The 16,755-nt window shown below is 56.6% G+C and carries 18 protein-coding genes and 1 tRNA gene; 10 read left to right on the top strand and 9 right to left on the bottom strand.

Annotated elements, in window-relative coordinates; all coding sequences use genetic code 11:
- The first annotated feature begins 7 nt into the window (after positions 1 to 7).
- The 3 genes from Mag101_RS00895 (at position 8) to zigA (ending at position 2,916) form a co-directional block, all read left to right on the top strand.
- Entirely contained in the window at positions 8 to 1,141 is a 1,134-nt protein-coding gene (locus Mag101_RS00895) for a heparan-alpha-glucosaminide N-acetyltransferase domain-containing protein (RefSeq protein WP_077399501.1), read from the top strand.
- Between the two features lie 51 nt (positions 1,142 to 1,192).
- A complete protein-coding gene (locus Mag101_RS00900; protein ID WP_077407956.1) occupies positions 1,193 to 1,522 on the top strand; it encodes a DMT family transporter in 330 nt (109 codons plus the stop codon).
- A gap of 194 nt (positions 1,523 to 1,716) precedes the next feature.
- A complete protein-coding gene (gene zigA, locus Mag101_RS00905) occupies positions 1,717 to 2,916 on the top strand; it encodes a zinc metallochaperone GTPase ZigA (RefSeq protein ID WP_269466561.1) in 1,200 nt (399 codons plus the stop codon).
- Between the two features lie 123 nt (positions 2,917 to 3,039).
- On the opposite strand, the gene Mag101_RS00910 is transcribed toward zigA, so the two are convergent.
- Positions 3,040 to 3,116: transfer RNA gene (locus Mag101_RS00910), tRNA-Arg, on the bottom strand.
- A gap of 240 nt (positions 3,117 to 3,356) precedes the next feature.
- On the opposite strand from Mag101_RS00910, the gene Mag101_RS00915 reads away from it, so the two are divergent.
- Complete coding sequence (locus Mag101_RS00915; protein WP_077399507.1) at positions 3,357 to 3,782, top strand: c-type cytochrome; 426 nt, start codon at positions 3,357 to 3,359, stop codon at positions 3,780 to 3,782.
- Positions 3,783 to 3,843: 61 nt separating this feature from the next.
- Here Mag101_RS00915 and Mag101_RS00920 read toward each other — a convergent pair whose 3' ends face one another.
- From Mag101_RS00920 to Mag101_RS00930, 3 genes are read right to left on the bottom strand one after another with little or no spacing between them, the layout of a single operon-like run.
- Complete coding sequence (locus Mag101_RS00920; protein WP_077399509.1) at positions 3,844 to 4,851, bottom strand: HupE/UreJ family protein; 1,008 nt, start codon at positions 4,849 to 4,851, stop codon at positions 3,844 to 3,846.
- Positions 4,848 to 5,726, bottom strand: coding sequence for a peptidyl-prolyl cis-trans isomerase (locus Mag101_RS00925; protein ID WP_077399511.1), 879 nt, complete (start codon positions 5,724 to 5,726; stop codon positions 4,848 to 4,850). Before Mag101_RS00925 ends, Mag101_RS00920 begins: the two co-directional genes overlap by 4 nt.
- A gap of 32 nt (positions 5,727 to 5,758) precedes the next feature.
- Positions 5,759 to 7,654, bottom strand: a complete 1,896-nt coding sequence (locus Mag101_RS00930; protein ID WP_077399514.1) for a DUF3604 domain-containing protein — start codon at positions 7,652 to 7,654, stop codon at positions 5,759 to 5,761.
- A 271-nt stretch (positions 7,655 to 7,925) separates the two neighbouring features.
- Between Mag101_RS00930 and Mag101_RS00935 the strand changes: the two genes are divergently transcribed.
- Positions 7,926 to 8,291, top strand: coding sequence for a hypothetical protein (locus tag Mag101_RS00935; protein ID WP_077399516.1), 366 nt, complete (start codon positions 7,926 to 7,928; stop codon positions 8,289 to 8,291).
- A complete protein-coding gene (locus Mag101_RS00940; RefSeq protein WP_077399519.1) occupies positions 8,291 to 9,181 on the top strand; it encodes a hypothetical protein in 891 nt (296 codons plus the stop codon). The genes Mag101_RS00935 and Mag101_RS00940 overlap by 1 nt, the downstream gene beginning before the upstream one ends.
- Positions 9,182 to 9,250: 69 nt before the next feature.
- Here Mag101_RS00940 and rep read toward each other — a convergent pair whose 3' ends face one another.
- Complete coding sequence (gene rep / locus Mag101_RS00945; protein ID WP_077399522.1) at positions 9,251 to 11,284, bottom strand: DNA helicase Rep; 2,034 nt, start codon at positions 11,282 to 11,284, stop codon at positions 9,251 to 9,253.
- A 191-nt stretch (positions 11,285 to 11,475) separates the two neighbouring features.
- Here rep and Mag101_RS00950 point away from each other — a divergent pair, with 191 nt between their 5' ends.
- From Mag101_RS00950 to Mag101_RS00965, 4 genes are read left to right on the top strand one after another with little or no spacing between them, the layout of a single operon-like run.
- Entirely contained in the window at positions 11,476 to 11,709 is a 234-nt protein-coding gene (locus tag Mag101_RS00950; RefSeq protein WP_077399525.1) for a DUF3565 domain-containing protein, read from the top strand.
- A complete protein-coding gene (locus Mag101_RS00955) occupies positions 11,709 to 12,164 on the top strand; it encodes a YaiI/YqxD family protein (protein ID WP_077399528.1) in 456 nt (151 codons plus the stop codon). The genes Mag101_RS00950 and Mag101_RS00955 overlap by 1 nt, the downstream gene beginning before the upstream one ends.
- Positions 12,164 to 12,685 (top strand): GNAT family N-acetyltransferase, encoded by a 522-nt coding sequence (locus tag Mag101_RS00960; protein WP_077399532.1) that lies wholly within the window; start codon positions 12,164 to 12,166, stop codon positions 12,683 to 12,685. The genes Mag101_RS00955 and Mag101_RS00960 overlap by 1 nt, the downstream gene beginning before the upstream one ends.
- Positions 12,675 to 13,220 carry a GNAT family N-acetyltransferase gene (locus tag Mag101_RS00965; protein ID WP_077399535.1) on the top strand — a complete coding sequence of 182 codons (546 nt, stop codon included), beginning with the start codon at positions 12,675 to 12,677 and terminating at the stop codon, positions 13,218 to 13,220. Before Mag101_RS00960 ends, Mag101_RS00965 begins: the two co-directional genes overlap by 11 nt.
- Before the next feature lie 24 nt (positions 13,221 to 13,244).
- Here the strand turns inward: Mag101_RS00965 and Mag101_RS00970 are convergent, their stop codons facing one another.
- The 4 genes from Mag101_RS00970 to Mag101_RS00985 all read right to left on the bottom strand — a co-directional run bounded on the left by Mag101_RS00970 (position 13,245) and on the right by Mag101_RS00985 (position 16,590).
- Positions 13,245 to 14,549 carry a DASH family cryptochrome gene (locus Mag101_RS00970; RefSeq protein ID WP_077399539.1) on the bottom strand — a complete coding sequence of 435 codons (1,305 nt, stop codon included), beginning with the start codon at positions 14,547 to 14,549 and terminating at the stop codon, positions 13,245 to 13,247.
- Entirely contained in the window at positions 14,524 to 14,727 is a 204-nt protein-coding gene (locus Mag101_RS00975; RefSeq protein WP_077399542.1) for a DUF2256 domain-containing protein, read from the bottom strand. The genes Mag101_RS00970 and Mag101_RS00975 overlap by 26 nt, the downstream gene beginning before the upstream one ends.
- Before the next feature lie 31 nt (positions 14,728 to 14,758).
- The gene (locus Mag101_RS00980; RefSeq protein WP_077399545.1) at positions 14,759 to 16,249 is read right to left on the bottom strand and encodes a YifB family Mg chelatase-like AAA ATPase; all 1,491 of its coding nucleotides are present in this window, start codon (positions 16,247 to 16,249) and stop codon (positions 14,759 to 14,761) included.
- A gap of 101 nt (positions 16,250 to 16,350) precedes the next feature.
- The gene (locus Mag101_RS00985) at positions 16,351 to 16,590 is read right to left on the bottom strand and encodes an accessory factor UbiK family protein (protein ID WP_077399548.1); all 240 of its coding nucleotides are present in this window, start codon (positions 16,588 to 16,590) and stop codon (positions 16,351 to 16,353) included.
- Positions 16,591 to 16,755 lie beyond the last annotated feature (165 nt).

Raw genomic sequence — 16,755 nt, forward strand, 5'->3', positions numbered from 1 at the left:
AACTGACATGACACAGAGCACCATGGATGGGCAGCCACGCATTGTTGCGATTGATTTGATGCGCGGTCTCGCCGTAATGATGATGGTATGCGTCCACACATTATGGATGTATGCCGATACCGCGACGCAAAGCAGTTCTTGGCTTGGCCAGGTTGTGCACTTTATGGGTAAGGGTACGGCGGTATTCTTGCTGTGCATGGGTATTTCTATGACGTTGTCGCGCCGCTCAAGCAGTGTTGCACTGCTCAAGCGAGGGCTGCAGGTTTTGGCCCTCGGGTTTGGCATGAACGCCCTGAAGTTCGTGGTGCCAATCAGCGTGTTTGTTACCATGCCCGAAACATTCATTCAGGCCTATGGATGGGAATCTCCTGTTACCTTTGGTCAACTGCGTTATCTGGTACTTACCGGGGACATATTGCAGTTGGCGGGAATGTCTTTACTAATCATTGGGCTGAGCAAGCGGTTACTCAGTGGTATATGGGCGCCCATGCTCGCGGGTCTTATGGTGATTGTTACTTCGAAGGTGGTCGCTGGCTGGCGGCCACCATGGGAGCAGGGGCACTACGTGGCGGATCTGCTGTTCGCAGACCACTTCCATGTGTACTTCCCAGTATTTCCATGGATAAGCTTTATTTTATTCGGCATGGGACTTGGGCGTCTTCTCAACTCAGAGAGAAGCATCCGTAAGTTGACATTGAAGCGGATGCTGCCAGCAGGTGTGTTATTGACGGCTCTGGGTGCCACTTTGTGCGCATATAACTTCGAATACCACTTTGCCGATTTCTTCCATCTTGGTCCGGGTGGCGCCATATACTTGTTAGGCCTTACCTTACTGATGTTCTGGCTTGCTCACCTACTGTGCGAGAAAGTTGATCTATCCAAGGCGATGCCATTGATTCGTTTTTGTAGTCGCCATGTGACATCACTCTACATTATCCAGTGGACATTGGTGTGTTGGGGGATGGGGCTGGTTGGCTTCCAGGCTCTGGGTACTGGGGAGACTGTACTGGCGATGGCAATATTGTTGTGTTTGACATTGTTGAGTCAAAAATTGATGAATCACACAGGTATCCTATGTCGCGAATACCTGCCAAAAATTCTTGAGGTCTTGCGAGGCCGGGTAAAAAGCTCAGGCATATAGACTGAATTACTAATGCTGGCATTTCCTTAGTGTCATAACGAGATGGATGATATGGGATATCTATATTTGGCAATTGCCATTATCGCGGAAGTTGTTGCAACCACTGCGTTGAAGGCATCGGATGAATTCTCCAAGGTTACGCCTAGTATCATCGTGGTTGTTGGCTATGGCGTTGCCTTCTACTTTCTTTCGCTGGTCCTGAAGACGATCCCTGTCGGTGTGGCTTATGCGATTTGGGCTGGCCTGGGGATCGTATTGATTTCGATTGTTGGGCTGGTTGTTTTCGATCAAAAGCTGGATTGGGCGGCAATCGTAGGGATATCGTTCATTATCATCGGCGTGGTAGTGATGAATATGTTTTCAAACACTCTGCGACACTAGGGGTATCTTTGGTTCATCCCCGCTGCATATCTGTCGATATATCCGCCAATTCCGGTATCGCGTAGCTGGCTTGGTAAACCACCCATGTTTAATGAGCTTCCCGTCAGGCATGGCTTAAGCTTAATGTTATGTTGTAACATACGGTTCTTTGTGAATCCTACATTTCAATGTAACTAGCTAGATTGGAGCCTGCTGTGATGGAACGTTTACCCGTAACTGTGCTTTCAGGTTTTCTTGGTGCCGGTAAGACAACCGTGCTTAGTCACATCCTCAATAATCGGCAGGGCAAAAAAGTTGCTGTCATCGTCAACGATATGAGCGAAATCAATATCGATGCAGCGACGGTGAAGAATGAAGTGTCACTCAGTCATCAGGAAGAGAAACTGGTGGAAATGAGCAATGGATGCATCTGTTGCACCTTGCGTGAGGACCTTCTGCTCGAGATTAATAAGTTGGCGCGCGACGGTAAATTCGATTACCTCGTGATTGAATCCACAGGAATCTCCGAGCCGCTGCCGGTTGCCGAAACATTTACCTTTGCCGATGAGGACGGCGTATCGCTATCCGATGTGGCGAGCCTGGATACCATGGTTACGGTGGTAGATGCGGCAAACTTCCTCAAGGACTATGACGAGGCTAAAGACCTGCAAGAAACCGGTGAGTCTTTGGGGGAAGATGATGAGCGTAGCGTGGCGGACCTGCTGATAGATCAGGTTGAGTTTGCCGATGTGTTGTTGGTAAGCAAAACCGATTTGATTGAGCAGTCTGAACTGGAGCGTTTGACGGCGATCCTGAAGGCGTTGAATACCCGCGCCCGCGTTATTCCTATCGAAAATGGCAAGGTGGACGTGAATGATGTGCTCAACACCGGCTTGTTCAATTTCGAGCATGCACAACAGGCACCGGGCTGGCTGAAAGAAATGCGCGGTGAGCATGTGCCTGAAACCAAGGAGTACGGTATCGGGAGTTTCAGCTATCTAGCCCGCCGCCCGTTCCACCCGGAGAAGTTTTATCAACTCCTGCACAACACGGAAACCTACGGCAAACTCATTCGCTCAAAGGGCTATTTTTGGTTGGCGACCCGGCCGGAGTTTGCTGGCCAGTGGAGCCAGGCGGGTGGCATCGCACATTACGGTTACGCGGGTATGTTCTGGAAGGTGGTACCAAAAGAAAACTGGCCAACTGATGAAACCTATCTGGCGTCTATTAAAGAGAACTGGGTGGAGCCCTTTGGTGATATGCGGCAGGAGTTGGTGTTTATTGGGCAGGGTTTGGATCAGCAGGCTATGACCAAAGCGCTGGACGAGTGCTTGTTGAGCGAGGATGAGTTGCTCAGGGGCAAGGAGTATTGGAAGACGTTGAGTGATCCGTTCCCCATGTGGGGAGAGGCTTAGCTTCCTGCGGTCGCTGGTCTCCGGTGGCTTTGCCACCTCCGGCTCGAACCTGGGAATTGGGCGAAGCCCTCGGGTTTGGGACGATATATAAAAAGGCCACCCGTTGGGTGGCCTTTTTATATATGGCCCGCCCGAGAGGATTCGAACCTCTGACCTTCGCCTCCGGAGGGCGACGCTCTATCCAGCTGAGCTACGGGCGGATTGGGGTGACCTTGGTGGTCAAAACGGCGCCAAATCAAGGGTTTACCGACGTCTGGCGCGGACGCGGATTATACAGAAGGCCTATGGCAGGGCAAAGGAAATCCGGGAGATTTGCCCACTTATGGCTCACGGCCCTTCGCAGCGGGCGGCGCAATGCTTATAATGCGCGGCAATTTGGTAGAGGTTTGTGGCGATCGCGCCGGAATCTGCGGGCCGGACTTGGCCTTTAGGGGGAATGGATGAAGGTTGTATTCAATTTTGTAGCGGCCCTGGCCGTAGCGGCGGGCGCAGCAGTAGCGGTAGCTCAGACCCAGTCTGTCGACGAAGAGATTGCCGAGCGCCTGGCGCCTGCTGGCAAGACCTGCATGCAGGGCGATGAGTGTGCGGCGGCAGCACCTGCAGCCAGCGCATCTGCCGGCGGCACCCGCAGCGGCAGCGATGTGTACGGCGCGCACTGCGCAGCGTGTCACATGACCGGCGCAGCTGGTGCACCCAAGTATGAAGATGTCGCTGCCTGGGCGCCGCGCATTGCCAAGGGCATGGATACTCTCTATACCAACGCCATCAGCGGTATCGGCGCGATGCCGGCGAAAGGTCTGTGTATGACCTGCTCCGACGACGAGATCAAGGCTGCCGTTGACTACATGGTAGAAGGTAGCAAGTAAGCGACCGCTTACTTATCCCGCAAAAAGGCCGCTCACTGAGCGGCCTTTTTTGTTGCCCAGGCTATACGTAGAAGGCGCTAATGCGCTCGATGGTCCAGAACATGGCGATGCTGCCAATACTGTAGGCGGCGGCCAGCCGTGCCAGTTGTCGATGGCGCTGCGCCACCCCGAGTGCCAGATAACCAAGGCATACCACCCCGGCCACGAACAGCAGCTGGCCCACCTCCACTCCGGCATTGAACGACAGCAGCGCGAGCGGGATATCCGTCGCCGGCAATCCGATTTCCGTTAGCGCGCCGGCAAAGCCAAACCCGTGCAGCAGGCCAAAGCCAAATGCCACAAGCCATGGACTGCGATGGGTCTGACCGGGCCGTCCGAATTGGGCGCGTACGATTTCTGCGGCCAGCAACAGGATGCTGAGGGCGATCACCGCCTCAACCGGCGCCTGTGGTACCTGGACCAAACCCAGCGACGCTGCGCTGAGGGTGATGCTGTGGGCCACGGTGAATGCGGTGATGGTGGCCAGCAGCCGGCGCCGGCCAATCACGATCAGCAATAGCGCGAACACGAACAGCAGGTGGTCGATGCCGAACAATATGTGTTCGACGCCAAGGGTGAAATAGCTCCACGCAATCGCCCCGGTAGCGGGTGCGGCATCCACGATGGTGCTGTTTTGTCGGGGTGTCAGCCTGACGGTCTGGATGGGCCGGTCTATTCCGGCAATCCGCACCAGGGCATCGGTCATCGAGTGCTGCAGGCCGGCGATGACAATGGGCTGCCCGTCGATACCATCGTCACAGGTCAGTCGCCAGCGATACACCCGTGCGCCGGTGACTTCAAAGCTAACCCGCTCACCCTGTTCGCGGCAGTTTGCCGGCAAGGTGGGTTCCATCGGCGCGGGGATGCCACCCTTGATGGGCATTTTCCACAGCACCTCCCAGACATCGCTCCTGACTTCTTTGAGCTCCAGATACGCGGGCTTTATCTCGTGGGCATGGCTGGGCGTGCTGGTCACAAGCGTGAGCGGCAGTAGGATTCCCAATCCCAGTAGCAGCAATACCTGTCTCATTCGGCCGCGACCTCAACTTTCACCTCAACCGGCGCTAGCAAGTGATGCGCAGCCTCCGGTACCAATACCTGATATTGCGCACGCAGTGATTGGTAGAGTGCCGCTTGTGCCTGCTTGCGCTCTGCCTGTCGCCAGGCCCCTTCCACTGCATCGCGTACCTCGGCCAGCTTGGCATTGCGGCTTGGCTGGTGGCTGGAGATCCGCACCAGGTGCATGCCGTAGCTGGACTGGATGGGACCGTGCCACTGGCCGGTGGGTGCATTGGCCAGTGCAGCGGCAAAGCCCTCGCCAAAGGTGCGGTCGATTGTCTGGCTGTCGGTATCCTCGAGCCGGGCCGGCAGCATGATTGGGTCACTGAACTGGCGGTGATCCACGGCTGCTGCCGCGCGCAATTGCCCAAGTAGTTCCAGTACATTTGCATTGCTGTAGCGGCGAGCGGGATCCAGGTAGACCTGATCGAAGTGGTAGCGCGCTTGCGCGGTAAACGTGGTGGGGTTGCTGTCCAGATAGGTTTGCAGCTCTTCGTCGCTGGGCCGGCGCATTTGTGCGATATCGGCAGAAATGAATTCCATTTTTTGCGCGAGCCGGCGTCGCACTAGTGCGTCATCACGATCCAGCCCGAGTGCCAGCGCCTCCCGGTAGAAGATCTCTTCGCGAATATCATTTTCCAACAGCGCGGAGAGTTCGTTGGCGGTGGGAAGCCGCTGCCATTTGCGCTCGAACAGTGCCACATGCCGCTCAATGTCCTGCGCGGAGACAGCGATCTGCTTTTCCCCAATGACTGTATCGCCCGGTGCCAGCGCATAGAGCGCGAACACCAGCCCGCCGATAACAGCGAAATGCAGCAGTGGCTCTTTGATTATTTTTCTGATCATGGGATGCCCCTGGGATAAATTTTTTTGGGCCGCTAACTCGGGTTGTACCAGATGGGCGAGGTATAGGCGCGTTCCTGCGAAGACAGGCGTGTGCCCTTGGGCATTTTCAGGCCGTAATGTTTTGCATCGTGGGCAAGCCAGGTGGGTGTGGGAATTTCCAGTACGCGAATGTAATAAAATGCTTTTTCTTCCGGATTAAAATCCGGGTCTTTCCAGTGGGCCTGTAAAAAGGGCGCACCGATGGTGTTGGTAAAACTCGCGTCCGCTTCGTTTACGGTATTGCCTACCGCAGTTCTGCAGCGCCCGCTGCTGTCAATTTTCCGGTCACCCGAGACGGCGACGTCGTATATGCGCTCGTGGGTTTTGCCATCCTTGTCGAGCCAACCTTTTACCACCTGAATACGATCCAGGTTGCCGCCCTCGACTTCGCGCATGGCGCGAACCAGGAAGGACGGTGCCTTGCCGTTGGGCGCACTCTGCAAATCACCACCCATGGGTACGCCCTTGTCGTAACCGATTTTTGCAAACTCCGAACTGGCCAAATCGTCTTCGGAAAAATCCCAGCCGCCAAATACCCGTACCTGCAGGCGGGTGCCGCTGGTGCCGTAAGCCTCTTTGCGCTCCATGGCATCAAACAGGGCGGGGCGGGTGTTCTCGTTGGCCCAGACTGCAACCAAGCCGGAGGCCTGCAGGTCCACCGCAGAAATATTCAGGTTCGGATCAACCAGGGATTTGATCAATACATCCTTGTAGCGCTCCGGGCTTGGCTCAACAAAATGCGCCTTGCCGAACCAGTTGTTTTCCGCGGAGGTGGCGAGGCCGGTGTGATTATCCGTGCTGCCAATCAAACCGAATTTAAACGGGTTGGTGCCGTAGGTTTCCTGCAGGGCCAGGCCATCTTTTAATGCTTCCCGCGCGTACTCGTTTGCCAACATGTCGTTGGTTTTGGGTGCGGAGCCCTGCAAGTTGGTTTTATCCAGCAAACCAAAATCGGCAAATTCATCCTTGGGCGAGAGATACGGATGGGCCTCGCCGGTGCCCTTGGCCTGGGTGATTTCTACCAATGGTTCGCGCTTGGCCCGTGCCTCTACATAGTTGCGATCCCATTTGGAACCATCGAATTTCTTCTTCTCAAAGAAGCGGCCGTTGCTGAGGTTGCCGTTGTGGGGGATGGCCAACATGCGCCCGCCAGTCGATTGCTCATAGCGGTCCATATATTTCCACAGCTCTTCCGGTGCTTCCGAGTCATAGGCGGAAAACGGCACTACTTGTTTGGCCTTGTCGCCGTCGTCGCGGAAGATCACCACCCGGTGTAGGTTGTTACCGTCCGGGTGTGAGGTCCATTCGAAACCGATAAATGCGGTAAAGGCGCCCGGCTGATTGTGTTTCTCCGCGGCATCTACGATTTCGCCCCAGGCAGACTTGGTCATCTCCGGGCTGTCGAACGGTTTCTCGGAGCCGAAATTCAGCCACTCGATAAAGGCGTCATAGCCTTTGCCCGCTTTGACCATGTCGTGCCACTTTTTGCCCAGCGGATCATTCAATACGGATGGGTCTGACTTGCGGATAAACGGGGCCAAGCCGAGGAGCTCGGCGTGATCGGCGACGACCAGGAAATCCAGAGGCGCACGCAGTCTCGCCTTCTGCCCGGTCTGCGACTCCACCACCGCACCCTTGGCAAACCGATAGGCTTCTTCTGGGCCGACCTTTTCCTGTCCGGCCATGCCGGCATCGGTGGAGTAGCTGGTGTGCAGATGGGTGTCACCAAAGTAGACCCGGCGCGGAAAGTTCTCCGCAGGGTAGGGTGAATAAATGCGGTCTTTCGGCGCCGGCTCGAATTTAGCGCCCTGCGCGAGCGTTATTGGGCTGGCAAGGACAGCAAGCAGAAGGACACTAAGTGAAGCGGGCAGGGTGAACTGGAGGCGCATGGGCAGGGTGCTCCGATTGGATCAACTGCCCAAATATAGAAGATGGCGAGGCTGTGCTTTGGCGAACACTTAGTTAGGGCGGATTTATCGTCGCGCGTGCTGGTAGCGCCGTAGTGCACGTGAAGCTATAAGATGCTTATCGCGCCATGGGTGCGATCACTTCGTGACACGTGTCTCATTTTCCTTTAGCGTGTTTTTCCTCTTTGTGAGCCAAATTTCAGAAATTTCTGTTTCAGTATTTCAGTTGAAAATAATATCAAAGGAGATTCGAGTGTCTTACGAGTGGAGAAATAACCTGGCCTGTTTGGCTACCTACAAGATCTTGTCCGGCCAGAACAAGATGGACCAGTTTGATTCAGAAGACTATCCGCTTGCGCAGGCTGGTGATCTCAAGCTTAAGAACCTGCGCTTTCGCATCACCAGCACCAGCAATTTTGATGGCTATGAAGCAAAGCCTACCGCGCTGATGTTTTTTCGCGCGCTGCGAGACGATTACAGCCCCAAGAAAGAGCAGCGGGAAATGACCAGTGAGCAATTCTTGGGGGAGTTAATCGAATTGTTTGCCAGTGATGAAAAAACCTTGACCGACCTGGCGTCTACGGTGGATCGCTTCTGCAAGTTTGAGGATGAATTCTGATGCCCATTAGCAAAATACGTTGGGCCCTGGGCTCACTCGCCGCATTAATTCTCACTTTTCCGGCCCACGCAGATGGGCAGGAAGAAAAAAGGTTGGTTTCTCCCATAGTGGTCACTGGTGATTCTGGGGCTGCAGTATTGGGGCTTGCCTATGAATTCAAGCGCAAGTCGTCGCGTGATTTTTCCAATCCCGCCGCTGATGGTGGTGATGATTGGGAGGAAATCGATACCGATAAGCTGGAGTGGGGCTATACCCTGAAAGGTACCATTACGGGTGACCCGGAAAACAATCCGGAGAACTTTATGGAGTTCGACCTTTTCCTGAATTACGTGAAGCTTGCGGACCTTAAGTCAATTAGTGACTGCCAGAGTATGACTTGCGATCCCTGGCAGCACCAATTCGGCGGCGTTTACAAATACGAGGCGGACCAGTCTTTAGATGATAAGCAAACGGTGTTGGGGCTGCGCTACCTGTCCCATTATGGTTTCCGTGTGCCGGGTACCTATAAAACGAGTAGCGACTTGTATCTAAGCGTGGCTTTTGGGGAAGTCACTCCGATAGCGGACGGCGAGCGCCAGCAAATACTCGGTGATGCATTGGAGTCATTTAATCGCTGGGATCTTCAGGTCCTTTACAAGGTTCGGGTGGATCAATTACTTGGGGATTATGCCGAAGACCTGGAGTTGAGTTACCGTTACTTTTCCGAGGTGGACGCACCTCAGGTTATCGAGCAGGCGGAGCTGGACCGGTTTGGTCATGCCAAAGCGGTCCTCAATCTGAAAAACAATATGTTTATTGCTTATACCGATGGCGAGTTGCCATTGGATCGGGCTGCGGATAGTACCTTCAAGCTGGGCTGGAACTGGGACCTGGCGGCACTGGGGTTGTAAGTTCGGTGCCGAGGTGACGGCGGTGCTATCTATGGATAGCACCCTATGTATAGCGCCGCCTGTTTCCACCTAGTCAAACATACTCAGCAACGATCCGAGCGTCTCGTTACCCTTGGCCTGATTCTGCTCCGGCGACGCCTTGCCAAAGCCCTCGAAGATACAGTCCTCTTCGGGTAGCTCCTCGAGGAAGCGGCTCGGCGTAGTGTCCTGATTTTCCCCAAACATTTTGCGCTTGCCGGCCAGGGTCATGGTCAGGGTTTTCTGCGCGCGGGTGATGCCCACGTAGGTGAGGCGGCGCTCTTCCTCGATATTATCGTCTTCGATGCTATTGCGATGCGGCAACAGGTTTTCTTCCATACCGATCATAAATACGTGCGGGTATTCCAGACCTTTGGAGGCGTGCAGGGTCATCAGGCTGACCTTGTCGGTGGCTTCTTCCTCTTCCTGGCGGTCCAGCATGTCGCGCAGGATCAGCTTGGAGATCGCCTGCTCAAGGCGCACATCCTGTTCCAGCTCGTCATCGGTGCCCTCCATGGTTTTCATCAGCGAGTCGAGCAGCCAGTACACATTCTCCATGCGTTTCTCGGCTACCTTCTCGCTACTGGCATTTTGTGACAGCCAGCCGGCGTAATCGATATCGTCGAGCATCTCGCGCAGTGCCGATTCCGCGCTGTTGTTGGCGCAGTTGCGGGACACGCCCTCCAACCACAGAGCGAAGCGATTCAGGCGCTCGTAACCGGCCTCGGAGATGTGCTCTTTAAAGCCGATTTCGGTACAGGCGCTCAGCATGGAAATCTCGCGCCCTTTGGCATAGTTGCCCAGGGCTTCCAGGCTGCTGGTGCCGATCTGGCGGCGCGGGGTGTTGATGATGCGCAGGAAGGCGTTGTCGTCGTCCGGGTTAACCAGCAGGCGCAGGTAGGACATCACGTCCTTGATTTCGGCGCGGGCAAAAAAGCTGGTGCCGCCGGAGAGTTGGTAGGGAATCTGGTTTTCCTGCAGCTTCATTTCGATCAGGCGCGCCTGGTGGTTGCCGCGGTAGAGCACGGCAAAGTCCATGAACTTGCAGCCGCGGCGGGCCTTTTGCAGGAAGATCTCGTTGGCTACGCGCTCGGCTTCCTCGTTTTCGTTGGCCACCTTGAGCACGCGGATTTCGTCACCGAGGCCGCGGTCGGACCACAGTGCCTTGTCGAATTCGTGCGGGTTGTGCGCGATCAGGTGGTTGGCCACCTTGAGGATGCGGCTGGTGGAGCGGTAGTTCTGCTCCAGCTTGATCAGGCGCAGGTTGGGATAGTCCTGCTTGAGCTGGCTCATGTTTTCCGGGCGCGCACCGCGCCACGCGTAGATGGACTGGTCGTCGTCACCAACCACGGTGAGGCCACCGCCGCTGCCCACCAGCATTTTCACCAGCAGGTACTGGGAGCTGTTGGTGTCCTGATATTCGTCCACCAGCAGGTAGCGGATCTTGCGGCGCCAGCGCTGCAGCAGCTCCGGGTCGGTGTCGAACAGTTCCACCGGGATCATGATCAGGTCGTCAAAGTCCACGGAGTTGTAGGCTTTGAGGGCGTCGCAGTAGCGCCCGTAGGCCACCGCCATGGCCTGCTCACCGGCGCTCTGCGCCATTTCCAGCGCCTTGCGCGGGGTGAGCATGTCGTTCTTCCAGTTGGAAATCTGGTTCTGTACCCGGTCCAGCAGGTCGGTATCCAGGTCGCCGTCGCGCAGCATCAGCTCTTTGATCAGGGCGCGGGCGTCCTCGGCGTCGAAGATGGAGAAGCCCGGCTTGAAGCCGGCGGCGCGGTATTCCTTGCGCAGGATGTTCAGGCCCAGGTTGTGGAAGGTGGACACGGTCAGGCCGTGGGAGGCCTTGGATTTCTTGCCATCGGGGCCGGTAATCAGCTTGCCGACCCGCTCCTTCATCTCCCGCGCGGCCTTGTTGGTAAAGGTCAGCGCAGCGATGTTTCGTGCCTGATAGCCGCATTCTTCGATCAGGTAGGCGATTTTTCGCGTAATTACACTGGTCTTGCCGGAGCCGGCACCGGCCAGTACCAGACAGGGGCCGTCGATGTATTTGACGGCTTCCGCCTGGCGTGGATTGAGCTTGGTCATAAGCGAAACAGGATCGAGATACAGCTTGGTTGGGCGACAGAATCTGGCGATTTTACCAGTGCAAGGGCGGCTTGGCTGTGCCTGTGGCGAGGTTTTATTGTGACCAGCAGGCCGCCGCTTTTACCTGCAACAGGATTTTGTCTATAAAGGGCGCCCAAACGAGATGGGGTTGAGCAGCAAGAGGAAGCGCAATGCAACAGCCGATCACCGGCTATCATCGCGATAACGAGGACCACTGGGTGGCGCAGCTGGCCTGTGGCCACAACCAGCATGTACGTCACGACCCGCCGTGGCAAAATCGGCCGTGGGTCACCACCCCGGAGGGGCGAGCCGAGATGCTGGGGTTCAAGCTCCAGTGCAAAAAGTGCGACGAGGGTGCCCCCCTGGATGAACAGCCGCCCTCACAATCGAGAGAGTCCAATTAATGCCGAAGATCTGGGTGGACGCCGATGCCTGTCCCACCGTTATTAAAGAAATCCTGTTTCGCGCCGCCGAGCGCACTGAGACCGAGCTGACGCTGGTGGCCAACCAGTATGTGCGCGTGCCGCCCTCCCAATACATCCGCGCGGTACAGGTAACCTCGGGCTTTGACGTAGCCGATAACGAAATCGTGCAGCGCTGTGCGGAGGGCGACCTGATTATTACGGCGGATATCCCGCTGGCGTCGGAAGTGATCGACAAGGGGGCCACCGCGCTGAACCCGCGCGGTGAAAAATATTCCAAAGCCAATATCCGCGCGCGCCTGAACATGCGCGACTTTATGGAGACCTTGCGCTCCAGCGGTGTGCATACCGGCGGGCCGCCGCCGCTCGGGCAACAGGAGCGCAAGGCGTTTGCCGATCAGCTGGATCGCTGGTTGGTGCAAAGGAGAAAAACCTAGTGCCGTTACGCGAAGCCATACAGGCCGAGCTGGTCTCGTTTACCGCTGATCACATACCGGAATTGATGTCTTGGATTGATAGCGAACAGGCGTGTCGGCAGTGGGCTGGCACCTGGTTTGAGTACCCGTTTGACCAGCACAGTTTTTCGCGCGACTGCCGCTGGCAGGACCTGCCCACCTTCGTGCTGCAAGGGGCGAAGGGTGAAATTCTGGCGTTCGGCCAGTATTACAACCGTCTGGATTGTTGCCATCTGGCGCGCCTGATCGTGTCGCCGATGGTGCGCGGTGCAGGATTGGGCAGGCAGCTGGTAACCCAGCTGGTAGCTCATGGCAGTAAAGAACTACAACTGGAGCGCGCTTCCCTGTTTGTGCTGAAAGACAATCCCCGGGCTCTGGCGCTGTACCAAAAGTTGGGATTTCAGCAGTGCGAGTATCCAGAACCGGAACAGGGACTGGAGATCTGTTATTACATGGTGGCCACGGTTAAAAGTGAAATTGGGGAGAGCGACGATGCAGGATAGTTCCGACCAGATAAAAACGCCGCGCCTGTGTTTGCGCCAGTGGCGCGATAGCGACCGGGCACCATTTGCCGCAATGAACGCTGACCCTGTGGTGATGGAATATTTCCCCAAACTGTTGAGTCATGAAGAGAGTGATGCCGGCGTCGACCGCCAGATTGCGCATATCGAAAAACACGGTTGGGGTTTCTGGGCGGTAGAGACTCTGGCGGAAAAGCAATTTATAGGCTTTGTCGGTATCAAACATGTCACCGACGATATGCCGTTTGCACCGGCGGTGGAAATTGGCTGGCGCCTGGCCCCCGCAGCCTGGGGCAAGGGTTATGCTACCGAAGCCGCGCGTGCGAGTCTCGAGTACGGGTTTACCCGGTTAGGGCTTGAGGAAATTGTCTCGTTTGCCGTAGTTGGCAACCTGCGTTCGCGCGCGGTGATGGAAAAGCTGGGCATGGTGCGGGAAGATAACTTTTTGCATCCGGGATTACCCGCCGGGCACCCGATGCAGGAGCATGTGTTGTACCGGCTATCGCGATCTGCGTGATCGCTGTGCGTGCTTAATTTTGTGCTAATTACCTAACCATAATTTGCGATACAGCTTGTCCGGATCGTAATTTTCCGCCTGCCGCCCGATATTAAATCGCCGGTCGCGCGGGTCGTTGCCTACACCACTGTTGTACATCCAGTTGCCATAGTTACTGTGCACGTCATAGTCGATGAGCTGGCTTTCAAACCAGGCGGCGCCGGCGCGCCAGTCCTGCTGTAACTCCTTTGCCCAGTAGCTCGCCACATTCTGCCGCCCGCGGTTACTCATCCAGCCGGTAGCGGCGAATTCGCGCATATTGGCGTTGACGAAATCGTAGGGTGTGCGGCCATCAATCCATGCAGCGAGTTTTTCCGGATCCAGCTGCCATTGATATTCCCGCGCGCGAATACCACCCAGGGCGAACAGGCGATCGCCGTGCTTGAGTGATATGTATTTGAAGTAGTCGCGCCACAGCAGTTCAAAATGCAGCCAGTAGGTATCCTCGTTGGCCCGTATCTCCCGTTCGAAACGTTTTAGTTCGGCATAGACCTCTCGCGCGGACAGGCTGCCATTAGCCAGCCAGGCGGAGAGCTTGCTGCTGTACTCGGTGCCGATTAATCCGTTGCGGGTGTGTTTGTAGCGGGTAATGTTTTCGCTGCGCCAGAAGTAGTCTTCTATACGTTGCTTGCCCGCGGAACTACCACCTAAAAAGGGGAAAGCACTGCGAGGGTCCGCTGCCGGCTGTTCCAGCCCAAGCGCTTCAAGTGTCGGCAATGGCGAGCTGCCACCCGCCGCGGTGAGATTTCTTGCGAGTCGCGCTTTGGGGGTGGGCAGTGGCGAGCGTATGGGTAATTGTTGCTCAACCACCTGGCGGAACTGGGTAAACACTTCCGGTAACTCTGTGACTTCCGCAAACGGCAGGTCGTCGGGATGGATGAGAAATTGGTCGTAATCGGTGTGGAAGTGCACCGCGTCCATGGCCGGTGCCGCGCGCAGGGACGCCAGCGCAGCGCGTTCATCTCGCGTCCACTCACGTTGCAAAAACAGCTCGGTTACGCCGTGCTCGGCGACAAGCTCTGGAATAATCTGCGCAGGTGCACCCACGCGTATCAGTAGCGGAATATTGAGGTCGGTTAGTTGCTGTTGTAAATCTTCCAGACTCTCCAGGAGAAACTGCGCGCGGAATTTTCCAGTGCGTGGGAATCCGAACGGATCACTGCTGAAAAATTGCGGATCAAAACAGTAGAGGGCGATAACTGGCTCATCACCATGTTCTGCAGCACAGGCTCGAGTCAGTGCCTGATTGTCATGGCTGCGAAGATTATTGAGAAACCAGACCAGCTTCATTTAGCCTCCGCTTCTGCTTTTCGTCGATAGTTTTCGTCTCGCTTCTGCGACGTTGTCGCCGGCAGCGTTCGCTGCAGTAACGCACTTCATGCCAGCAGCGCTTCCATTTCCGGCGCCAGGTGAAGGGGCGCCCGCATACCGGGCAGGTTTTTTCAGGTAGCGCGTTTTTCCGAGTCACTTTCTACTCTAGCGTGAAATAGATGGGATCCTCAGGCGGGGATAACGGTTTTGCGATCAAGGTTGCGGTAGGCTAGAGCCTCGGCGATGTGCGCAGTGCCGACATGCTCCTGCTCACTCAGGTCCGCAAGGGTGCGTGCCACCCTCAGTACACGGTGGTAACTGCGTGCAGACAGCCCGAGTTTTTCTACCGAGGCGCGCAACAGTGCACTCTCAGCTTTCCCCAGGCGACAATGTTCATCCAGTTCGCTGCCCTGTAGCTCGCCGTTAATCTTCCCCTGTCGCTGTATCTGCTGCTTGCGTGCGTTACGCACCCGTTCCCGGACCACTGCCGACGATTCCCCTGCGGGAGAATCCTGCAGCTGGGCCGCGCTCATGCTGGCGACTTCTACCTGCATATCGATGCGGTCCAGTAGTGGGCCGGAGAGCTTGTTGCGATAGCGGTCGATCTGATCTGGGGTGCAGCGGCAGCGGGACTCCCCCAGATAGCCACAGGGGCAAGGGTTCATTGCCGCGACCAGCTGAAATTGAGCGGGGAAGGTGACTTGGGCGCGGGCGCGGGAAATGCGTACCTCGCCGTTCTCCAGCGGCTCGCGCAAAATTTCCAGTGCCGCACGGGGAAATTCCGGCATCTCGTCGAGAAACAGTACGCCGCGGTGGGCGAGGCTGATTTCCCCCGGGCGCGGGTTGCTACCACCGCCCACCAGTGCGGTGGGTGAGGCGGAATGATGTGGTGCACGGAAGGGTCTTTGGCTCTCCCGTGCGAGTCCTGCACTGGAATAGAGCGCGGCGACCTCGATGCGCTCGCGCTCGGTCAATGGCGGCAGTATTCCCGGCAGACGGCTGGCGAGCATGGTTTTACCGGTACCCGGCGGTCCATAAAACAGCAGGTTGTGCGACCCTGCGGCGGCCACCTCGAGAGCGCGCCGCGCTTTTAGCTGTCCGCGCACGTCGGCGAGGTCTGCATACAGTGCTTCTTCTATGGATTCATCGCCGACGGCATCGGGCAAGGGCTCGCGCCCGTGCAATTGTGCACAGACCTGCAGCAGGCTGTTAGCGGATTTGACCGGGGTCTTGATCAGCGCCGCTTCTGGGGCCGACTCGGCCGAAATGACCAGGGTGCGGCCGCTGTCGCCGCAAGCCATGGCCGCCGGCAGCCCCCCGGGTACCGGGCGCAGGCCGCCGGATAGAGCCAGCTCCCCGATAAATTCAAATTGCTCCAGGGTTTCCCCGGGTATCTGGCCGGAGGCGGCCAGTACGCCCAGGGCAATCGCCAGGTCGTAGCGCCCGCCGGCCTTGGGCAGATCCGCGGGCGCCAGATTCACGGTGATGCGCCGCTGGGGGAACTCGAAATGGCTGTTGATAATGGCGCTGCGCACGCGATCGCGGCTTTCGCGCACGGCGGCTTCCGGCAGACCGACAATATTGAATGCGGGCAAACCGTTGGCGAGATGGGTTTCTACGGTGACCAGTGGCGCCGCGACCCCCAGTTGGGCACGGGCATAGGTAATGGATAGGCTCACTTTTCGTCCTGAAAAATTGTCTTCCGTGAAATATTTTGCTCATTGCGAGCGGCTGCGAGCCAATTTAGCCCGCAGCTTTGCGGTGTAACTGGGTATGGCAGTTACTGCGGATCTTGCAGCTGTTGTTCCGCCTGTTGTTCCAAGGCGCTGATCTGCGTTTCCAATTGCGCAAGCTTCTCCTCTGCCCGCGCCAGTTTGGCGGCCTGAATATCGAACTCCTGCTGACTCACCAGCGGGAGTTTGCCTAGCGCAACCGCCAGCGCATCCTTCAGGTCGCTGCTGATGACTGCCCCTTGTTGTTGCAGTTCATTGAGTAACTGTTGCAATTTTTCCGCGGCCAAGCGCAATTCTCCACTACAAAACTCGATATTCGTAGCTGCAAATAGTACCGCAGCCCGGATTTCCTACCAAGGCAATCTCGCGCTGCTCCTATTTAGGTCACGCGCCGGTAAGTCAGCGAAGATTTGCGCCCAATTTAGGTGCAGGGTCCATTTTGGTGCGCACTA

It is taken from the genome of Microbulbifer agarilyticus (genome assembly GCF_001999945.1).
GTDB lineage: Bacteria > Pseudomonadota > Gammaproteobacteria > Pseudomonadales > Cellvibrionaceae > Microbulbifer > Microbulbifer agarilyticus_A.